The sequence below is a fragment of the Ensifer sp. genome (genome assembly GCF_035999135.1).
Classification (GTDB): domain Bacteria; phylum Pseudomonadota; class Alphaproteobacteria; order Rhizobiales; family Rhizobiaceae; genus Ensifer.
Map to the genome: position 1 here is coordinate 1 of NZ_DASYGZ010000221.1, position 8,935 is coordinate 8,935.

Here is an 8,935-nt window from a genome sequence, read left to right on the forward strand (position 1 = left end):
CCGTTGACGGCGCGGAAGGGACCGGAGGCCGTCTGGAATTCGACGACCAGGTTTTCGATTTCGAGAAGCGCCATGATCAGGACCTCTTCAGCTTGGGATCGAGCGCATCGCGCAGGCCGTCACCCATCAGGTTGATCGCCACCACGGTGATCAGGATCGCGATGCCCGGCAGCGTGACCACCCACCAGTGGCTGCTGATGAATTCGCGTGCTTCGGCGAGCATCGTGCCCCATTCCGGTGTCGGCGGCTGGGCGCCCATGCCGAGGAAGCCGAGGGCAGCCGCGTCAAGGATGGCGCTCGAGAAGGAGAGCGTCGCCTGGACGATCAAGGGGGCCATGCAGTTCGGCAGGATCGTCTTGAACATCAGACGGCCATGGCCGGCACCGGCAACCTTGGCGGCAACCACGTAGTCACGGGTCTTTTCGCTCATGACGGCGGCACGCGTCAGGCGCACGAAGTGCGGCTGGAAGACGAGTGCGATCGCGATCATGGCGTTGACCAGGCCCGGGCCGAGAACCGCGACGAGCACCAGGGCAAGCAGCAGCGACGGGAAAGCGAGGATGATGTCCATCACGCGCATGATGACGGTGTCGACCCAGCCACGGAAGTAGCCGGCGATGACACCGAGTGCGATGCCGCCGACGAGCGACAGCGTCGTGACGATGACGCCGACGAACAGCGAGAAGCGCGTGCCGTAGATCAGGCGGGACAGCATGTCGCGGCCGACGGCGTCGGTGCCAAGCAGGAACGCGGCTCGGCCGCCCTCCTGCCAGGCCGGCGGAACCAGCACCGCATCGCGGTACTGCTCGACCGGATCGTGCGGCGCAATCCACGGCGCGAAGATCGCGAGCAGAACGAGGAACAGGAAGAACACGAGGCCGATGACGGCGCCGCGGTTCTCGGAGAAGTAATACCAGAACTCGGCCAGACGCGCCCGGCGGGACGGATCGGTCGAAACGGCGCTTGTTGCAGCAGTTTGAGACATGACGCCCTCCTTAGTGCCGGATGCGCGGATTGATGAGACCGTAGAGCAGGTCGACGATGAGGTTGACCAGCATGATCACCGCAGCGATGACCAGAAGGCCGCCCTGGATGACGGCGTAGTCGCGACGCGAGACCGAATCCACCATCCACTTGCCGATACCCGGCCAGGAGAAGATCGTTTCGGTGAGGATCGCGCCGGCGAGCATGACGCCCACCTGCAGGCCGATGGTCGTGACAACCGGGATCATCGCATTGCGCAGCGCATGGACACCGACGACGCGGAAGGTCGAAAGACCCTTGGCGCGTGCGGTGCGCACGTAGTCTTCGGAGAGAACTTCGAGCATGGCCGAGCGTGTCTGGCGCGCGATGACCGCGAGCGGAATGGTGCCAAGCACGATCGTCGGCAGGATCAGGTGGCTGACCGCCGACTTGAAGGCGCCGGCCTGGCCGGACAGCAGAGAGTCGATCAGCATGAAACCGGTGACCGGCGGGAAGAAATACATCAGCGAGATGCGGCCCGAGACAGGCGTCCACTGCAGCATGCCGGAAACGAGCATGATCAGCAGCAGGCCCCACCAGAAGATCGGCATGGAGAAGCCGACGAGAGCCGTGCCCATCATGGCCTGGTCGACGGCCGAGCCGCGCTTGATGGCCGCGATGACGCCGGCAGGAATGCCGAGGATGACGGCAAACAGGATCGCGCAGAGCGAAAGCTCGACGGTTGCCGGGAACAGTTCGAAGAACTGGTCGATGACCGGCTTCTTGGTCACGATCGAGGTGCCGAAATCACCATGGAGCACGCCCCAGAGGTAATCGAGATATTGCACCACGATCGGCCGGTCGAATCCGAGCGCATGTGAAATTTCCGCGTGTCGCTCCGGCGACATGACGCGCTCGCCCGAAAGCAGCGCAACCGGATCGCCGGGAAGCAGGCGAATGAAGGAGAAGGCGATGATGGAGACGCCGACAAAGGTCGGAATCAGGACAGCCAATCGCCCCAAGAGAAATCGGAACATGTTAAACCCCGCGCCATGTTGCCGCGGCATTGTATCCCGCCGCTGGCACCACTGCATGCTTTCACACATTTCGGAGAAGCATACAGCAAGTCGAAATGCCACAGCGACCTTTTGCGCTCCAGGTGGAACGGCGGGTCGCTATAGTGGATGCAAAGAGGGGCGCTTGCCCTTGGCAAACGCCCCCTTAAGGTTCTGTTAACTAAATTACTCGGTGATGTCCACGCCGTCGAAGGCAAAATCGCCGAGCGGGCTCTGTACGAAGCCTTCGACATTCTTGCGCATCGGAACGACCGAGAGCGAGTGGTCGATGGTGGCCCACGGCGCTTCGCGCTTGAAGACGACCTGGGCTTCTTCGTAGAGCTTGGTGCGCTCTGCCGGGTCGGAGGTTTCCTTCGCCTTCTTCACGAGGGCGTCGAATTCCTGGTTGCACCACTGTGCGCGGTTGTTGCCGCCGACAGCGTTGCAGCCCAGCAGCGTGTCGAGGAAGTTGTCCGGGTCGCCGTTGTCGCCGGTCCAGCCGAGGATGACGGCACCGTCACGGTCCTTGGCCTTCGACTTGTCGAGGTATTCGGCCCACTCGTAGGAGACGATCTCGACCTTGACGCCGATCTTGGCGAAGTCCGACTGCATCAGTTCAGCTGCGCGGCGAGCGTTCAGCATGTACGGACGCGACACCGGCATCGCCCAGAGCTTCATCGACAGGTCCTTGACGCCTGCGTCCTCGAGCATCTTCTTGGCGACTTCCGGCTCGTAGGTGTCGTCTTCGATCTTGTCGTTGTAGGACCACATCGTCGGCGGGATCGGGTTGACGGCCGGCTGGGCAGCGCCCTGGAAGACGGCGTCGACGATTGCCTGCTTGTTGATCGCCTTGTTCAGCGCCTTGCGGACTTCCGGCTTGTCGAACGGAGCCTGGGTCGTGTTGTAGGCGAGGTAGGAGACGTTGAGGCCGGCCTGTTCCATGACCTTCAGGTTCGGATCGGCCTTCATCTTTTCAACGTCGGCAGCGTTCGGGAACGGCATCAGGTGGCATTCGCCAGCCTGGAGCTTCTGGAAGCGAACCGAAGCGTCCGAGGTGATCGCGAAGACGAGGTCGTCGATCTTCTGCTTGCCACCCCAGTAATCCGGGTTTGCCTTGTAGCGGATGACGGCGTCCTGCTGGTAGGCGACGAAGGCGAACGGACCCGTGCCGAGCGGCATCTGGTTCATCTGCTCCATCTTGCCGTCAGCCTGCAGCTTGTCGGCATATTCCTTCGACAGGATCGAAGCGAACGGCATCGCGATGTTGGCGAGGAACGGCGCTTCCTTGCGCGTCAGGGTGAACTTGACGGTCAGGTCGTCAACCTTCTCGACCGACTTGATGACTTCCGGGAAGCCCATGCCAGCAGCATATTCCCACGAAGCGCCGGTGATGTACTTGTTCCACGGATTGTCGGCCTTCAGCTGGCGCTCGTAGGAGAACACCACGTCGTCTGCGGTGAGCTCGCGGCTCGGCGTGAAGAACTCGGTCGTCTGGAACTTGACGCCCGGACGCAGCTTGAAGGTGTAGACCAGACCGTCGTCGGAGATCGTCCAGCTCTCAGCCAGGCCCGGCTCGACCTCGGTCGTGCCCTTCTTGAACTCGAGCAGGCGGTTGTAAACCGTGTGGGCAGCCGCATCGAAGGTCGTGCCGGCGGTGTACAGGCCCGGGTCAAAACCCTCTGGCGAACCTTCCGAGCAATAAACGAACGTCTTCGACCAGGCGGAGCCGGCCATCAGCGTGGCAAGCGCCGTCGCTGCAAACAGAGTAGTGAGCTTTTTCATGAGCTTTGCTTCCCAGATTTGTTTTTGTTCTCGTGTTTTCCTGACGCGGAATGCCGTCGCCCCCCGGTCAAGGCCGGATGGAACGACATTTGGCGTCGCATTGCAATAAGTCGCCGCATAAATTTGTCTATGCGAAAAATTCGTCCGCAAGTAGAGCCGGGTTATCTGTCCACTGTTTTAGAATCGCCTGACAAATGCGCACGCTGCAACGCCTTCGCCGCCCTGCGCCGCGCCTGCGATTCGCCTCTCTCAGTTTTCCGTCAATCCCAAGATAGTATGGTAGAAATCACCTGCAGGATTGTGCAATAAAATCTATACAAATCTCGGGGGAGACATTCGACATGCCAAGCCGTCCTTGGGAGGGACCGTCACTTGCCTTTTGCAGGGCTCGGGCATGATACCCTTCGCCATCGGGGCCGACATCACTCTTTGTCTGTTGATCGCGGCCACACGCGCGATAGACTGCCGCGCGACGATAAAGGGATAGCGATTCCGTGGCGGCATTGCTGGACAATCACAGGCGATACGACCTCAGCGACGAACTCGAGAAAGCGCTGAACCGCGTCGATTTCTTCCGCATCTTCCACACCATGGCACTGCGGTACGGCTTCAGTCATTTCGGCATCCTGCAGCTCGGCAACGAGAATGACGCCTGCATGCTGTCGAGCCGTCTGGTGCTGCACGACCTTCCATCCGGGCTTGCCGAAGAATACGACAAGCGCCATCGCTTCGGCGACAGCCTGTTCTACAAGACGCTGCACCGCTCGGCGATTTCGTCGGTCTGGCGAACGGATGATCAGGGCTGCGATGCCGGCCAAAACCTCTTGGTGCAACTCGGGTTCGACCTGCTCGTCAGCGTGCCTGTGCATGCCGCCGCCACCTCGGCCCGCTATGCCGTGCTCTTTCTCGGCGACGGTGACGATATCGGCCGCGCCGAGCATATCGGGCTCGCCTATGACGCGGTCAGCGCCTTCGACTACTTCTATCGGGTTGCACTGGCCAACAAGGCCGGCATGGGGCTGACGCCGCGAGAGACTGAAATTCTCAAGTGGATCTCGCACGGCAAGACCGCGAGCGAGATCGCACTCATCGTGTCCGTGTCAGAGCACACGGTGAATTCGCACACTGCAACGATCCTGAAGAAGCTCGATGTCGTCAACCGCACCCAGATGGTGGCCAAGGCGATCCGCGAGCAGATTATCCAGTGACAGCCGATGCCCGGCCTGTCGCGCATCGCCAGACCCAACGAACAGGACACCCGCAATCAGCAAGGGTATCGGTCATGACGCGAAAAGCCCACATCCTGCTCGTTGACGACGATCCGGCCGAAAACCTGATCCTGCGCGCACTGATCCGCAAGGTCAGCAATGTCGAGATCGAACTGCACTATTGTCAGACGATGGAAGGCGCGCTGGAATTCCTGCGCTCGGGCCGGCCGGTATCGATGATCCTTCTCGACAACCGCCTGAAGCCGCAGGTTGATTTTCGCGAGACGGTGCCGACGTTGCGCCACCAGGGCTACATCGGGCCGATCGGCGTGATCTCGGCGTCGCTCGCCGATGCCTATTTTCAGAATATCGAGGAGTTTGGCGCCGATTTCCGCATCGACAAGGCCGAGATCGATCCGACCGCCATCGATTTCATCCTGCGGGAATACCTGCCGCCGTGACACCTGTCGGCGGCAGTCCTGTTCTTCGCGGCGTCAGGCCGCGGTGGTCTGCGGGCGCTTGGTTTCCTCGAGGCCGAGCAGGAAGTTGATCTGCGGACGCGCCTTGACGAGATCGTCGATCGTGTAGCCCTGCAGCACTTCGAAGAACGCGTTCAGCGCCTTGCGCAGCGCCGAATTGAGGCCGCAGCTGTCGACCAGCGGGCATTCGATCTCGCCCGCCTCGAAGCACTCAGCCATCGCGAAGCTGTCTTCCGTGACCTTGACGACATCAAACAGCGTGATGGCCGATGCAGGCTTCGGCAGGCGCACGCCACCGTTGCGGCCGCGAACGGTCTCGACGAGGCCGGCCTTGGTCAGGGGCTGCAAGATCTTGAACAGAAACAATTCGGAAACGCCATAGGCCCTGGCGATTTCGGGAATGCGGCTGAGCTTTTCTCCGTTGGCAGCGCAATACATCAACATGCGAACCGCGTAGTTCGTTTGTTTCGTCAGACGCATCATTCACTCCGGCAATCGAGAGGTTTACGAACTCTTCATATAGGACGGATTGCAGTTTGGAACAATTCCAAAAACCCGAAAGATCACTTCTTCTTGAGCGTTTACGGTTAGTCGATTGACTGTTGACGACGCTGCGGCCAAGAAAGATGAGCATTTTTGTTAACTTAGCTCAGACAAGAAAATGGAGGAAGCGATGTCCGTTTCAAGAGCAGCAGTGGGCGTTCTGTCCCTAACGGCAACCCTCTTTGCGACGACGGCCGCATGGGCCGATGGTGAGGTCAACATCTATTCCTACCGGCAGCCCGACCTGATCAAGCCGCTGCTCGACGCCTTTACCAAGGAAACCGGCATCACCACCAATGTGCTCTTCCTCGACAAGGGCCTCGTCGAGCGCATCCAGGCCGAAGGCGCCAACTCGCCAGCCGACGTGATCCTCACCGTCGACATCAGCCGCCTCACCGAAGCCAAGGACGCCGGCGTCACCCAGCCGGTCGTCAACGAAACGATCAACAAGGACATCCCGGCGCACTTCCGCGATCCAGAGGGCAACTGGTTTGGCCTCACGACCCGCGGCCGCGTCGTCTACGCTTCCAAGGACCGCGTCGCCGAGAACGACATCACCTATGAAGACCTTGCCGATCCGAAGTGGAAGGGCAAGATCTGCACCCGTGATGGCCAGCACTCCTACAATATCGGCCTGTTCGCCTCGATGATCGCCCACCACGGCGAAGCCGAGACCGAGAAGTGGCTGACCGGCCTCAAGAACAACCTCGCCAAGAAGCCCGATGGCGGCGACCGCGACCAGGCCAAGGCGATCCTCGCCGGCGAATGCGATCTGGCGCTCGGCAACACCTACTATGTCGGTCTGATGATGACCAACGAGAAGGAACCAGTGCAGAAGGAATGGGCTGCTGCCATCAAGGTGCTCTTCCCGAACGCAAAGGACCGCGGCACGCATGTCAACATTTCGGGCATGGCGCTTGCCAAGAATTCCCCGAACAAGGACAACGCCCTCAAGCTGATGGAATTCCTGTCGGAAGGCGAAGCCCAGAAGATCTACGCCGAGCAGGTGTTCGAATATCCGGTCCTGCCGGGCGCCGAACCGTCCGACGTCGTCAAGTCCTTCGGCACGATCAAGCCCGACCAACTGCCGCTCGCCGACATCGCGGCGAACCGCAAGAAGGCTTCGGAACTGGTCGACAAGGTCGGCTACAACGACGGTCCGCAGGACTGATCGCGAGCCACATTGCAAGACGCGGACAGCGGGCCATCGGCCCGCTGTTTTCGTTTGTGGCCGGCGTTGACGACGCCATCCGCCGCACCCTCTCCAACAAAAAAGGGCCTCCCGAAGGAGGCCCTTGAGGCGGGAGGATATCCCTTTGTCCGTTACTTCATCGTCGGCATGACGAATTCGGCACCGTCCTTGATACCGGACGGCCAGCGCTCGGTAATCGTCTTCGTGCGGGTCCAGAACTTGATGGAGTCCGGGCCGTGCTGGTTGAGATCGCCGAACGACGAGGACTTCCAGCCACCGAAGGAGTGGTAGGCGAGCGGGACCGGGATCGGCACGTTGACGCCGACCATGCCGATGTTGATGCGCGAGGCGAAGTCGCGGGCAGCGTCACCGTCGCGGGTGTAGATCGCGACACCGTTGCCGTATTCGTGCTTCATCGGCAGATCGAGGGCTTCCTCGTAGGTCTTGGCGCGAACGACCGAGAGAACCGGTCCGAAGATTTCCGTCTTGTAGATGTCCATGTCGGGCGTGACGTGGTCGAACAGGCAGCCGCCGACGAAATGGCCGTTTTCATAACCCTGCAGCTTGAAGTCGCGACCGTCGACGACGAGCTTGGCGCCCTGCTCGACACCGCTGTCGATCAGGCTCCGGATACGCTGCTCGGCTTCCTTGGTGACAACAGGGCCCATGTCGGCCTTCTCGTCGGTGTAGGGGCCGATGCGCAGGCTTTCGACCATCGGCGTCAGCCTGCTGATCAGGCGGTTGGCGGTGTCTTCGCCGACGGGGACGGCAACCGAGATCGCCATGCAGCGCTCGCCGGCCGAGCCGTAGCCGGCGCCCATCAGGGCGTTTGCGGCCTGGTCCATGTCGGCGTCGGGCATGATGATCATGTGGTTCTTGGCGCCGCCGAAGCACTGGGCGCGCTTGCCGTTCATCGCCGCGGTGCCATAGACGTAGCGCGCGATCGGCGTCGAGCCGACGAAGGAGACGGCGGCGATATCCGGATGGGTCAGGATCGCGTCGACAGCGCCCTTGTCGCCGTTGACGACGTTGAGAATGCCGGCCGGCAGGCCGGCTTCGATCATCAGTTCGGCAAGACGGATCGGAACGGACGGGTCACGCTCGGACGGCTTCAGGATGAAGGCGTTGCCGCAGGCGATTGCCGGCGCGAACATCCACATCGGGATCATCGCCGGGAAGTTGAACGGGGTGATGCCGGCGCCGATGCCGACGGCCTGGCGGATCGAGTACATGTCGATGCCGGGGCCGGCGCCTTCGGTGAACTCGCTCTTTTGCAGATGCGGGATGCCGATGACGAATTCGCAGACTTCGAGGCCGCGGATGAGGTCACCCTTGGCGTCTTCGATCGTCTTGCCGTGTTCGCGCGACAGGATCTCGGCGAGCTCGTTCATGTTGGCGTTCAGGAGTTCGACGAACTTCATGAACACGCGGGCGCGGCGCTGCGGGTTGGTGGCCGCCCACTTCGGCTGCGCTGCCTTGGCGCTTTCGACGGCTGCTGAAAGTTCCGCGTCGCTGGCGAGCGCCACGGTGCCCTGCACTTCGCCGGTTGCCGGGTTGAAGATGTTGCTGACTCGGCCGCTCTTGCCGGCGACGCGCTTGCCATCGATGAAATGACCCAGTTCGTACATGAATGGTTCCTCCAGACCTTGATTGTGGCGGCATGATCGCACTACGATTTCAACAAATCAATTTCCGATATTCAGCAACCGTTGT

General features: G+C 61.2%; 8 protein-coding genes. 3 read left to right on the forward strand and 5 right to left on the reverse strand.

Annotated elements, in window-relative coordinates; genetic code table 11:
• Positions 1 to 76 precede the first annotated feature (76 nt).
• From VGO12_RS29875 to VGO12_RS29885, 3 genes are all read right to left on the reverse strand, one after another.
• Entirely contained in the window at positions 77 to 985 is a 909-nt protein-coding gene (locus VGO12_RS29875; RefSeq protein ID WP_327516365.1) for an ABC transporter permease subunit, read from the reverse strand.
• Between the two features lie 10 nt (positions 986 to 995).
• Positions 996 to 2,000 (reverse strand): ABC transporter permease subunit, encoded by a 1,005-nt coding sequence (locus VGO12_RS29880; protein WP_275022801.1) that lies wholly within the window; start codon positions 1,998 to 2,000, stop codon positions 996 to 998.
• A gap of 204 nt (positions 2,001 to 2,204) precedes the next feature.
• The gene (locus VGO12_RS29885; protein WP_327516366.1) at positions 2,205 to 3,800 is read right to left on the reverse strand and encodes an ABC transporter substrate-binding protein; all 1,596 of its coding nucleotides are present in this window, start codon (positions 3,798 to 3,800) and stop codon (positions 2,205 to 2,207) included.
• 494 nt (positions 3,801 to 4,294) lie between these two features.
• Here VGO12_RS29885 and VGO12_RS29890 point away from each other — a divergent pair, with 494 nt between their 5' ends.
• Both VGO12_RS29890 and VGO12_RS29895 read left to right on the forward strand, forming a co-directional pair.
• Positions 4,295 to 5,008 carry a helix-turn-helix transcriptional regulator gene (locus VGO12_RS29890; protein WP_327516367.1) on the forward strand — a complete coding sequence of 238 codons (714 nt, stop codon included), beginning with the start codon at positions 4,295 to 4,297 and terminating at the stop codon, positions 5,006 to 5,008.
• Positions 5,009 to 5,082: 74 nt separating this feature from the next.
• Complete coding sequence (locus tag VGO12_RS29895) at positions 5,083 to 5,469, forward strand: hypothetical protein (RefSeq protein WP_327516368.1); 387 nt, start codon at positions 5,083 to 5,085, stop codon at positions 5,467 to 5,469.
• Between the two features lie 33 nt (positions 5,470 to 5,502).
• On the opposite strand, the gene rirA is transcribed toward VGO12_RS29895, so the two are convergent.
• On the reverse strand, positions 5,503 to 5,967 hold the full coding sequence (gene rirA / locus VGO12_RS29900) for an iron-responsive transcriptional regulator RirA (RefSeq protein WP_327498776.1): 465 nt from the start codon (positions 5,965 to 5,967) through the stop codon (positions 5,503 to 5,505).
• Between the two features lie 193 nt (positions 5,968 to 6,160).
• Here rirA and VGO12_RS29905 point away from each other — a divergent pair, with 193 nt between their 5' ends.
• A complete protein-coding gene (locus tag VGO12_RS29905; RefSeq protein WP_327516369.1) occupies positions 6,161 to 7,201 on the forward strand; it encodes a Fe(3+) ABC transporter substrate-binding protein in 1,041 nt (346 codons plus the stop codon).
• 152 nt (positions 7,202 to 7,353) lie between these two features.
• Here the strand turns inward: VGO12_RS29905 and VGO12_RS29910 are convergent, their stop codons facing one another.
• Positions 7,354 to 8,850, reverse strand: coding sequence for a CoA-acylating methylmalonate-semialdehyde dehydrogenase (locus VGO12_RS29910; RefSeq protein ID WP_327516370.1), 1,497 nt, complete (start codon positions 8,848 to 8,850; stop codon positions 7,354 to 7,356).
• Between the last annotated feature and the right edge of the window lie 85 nt (positions 8,851 to 8,935).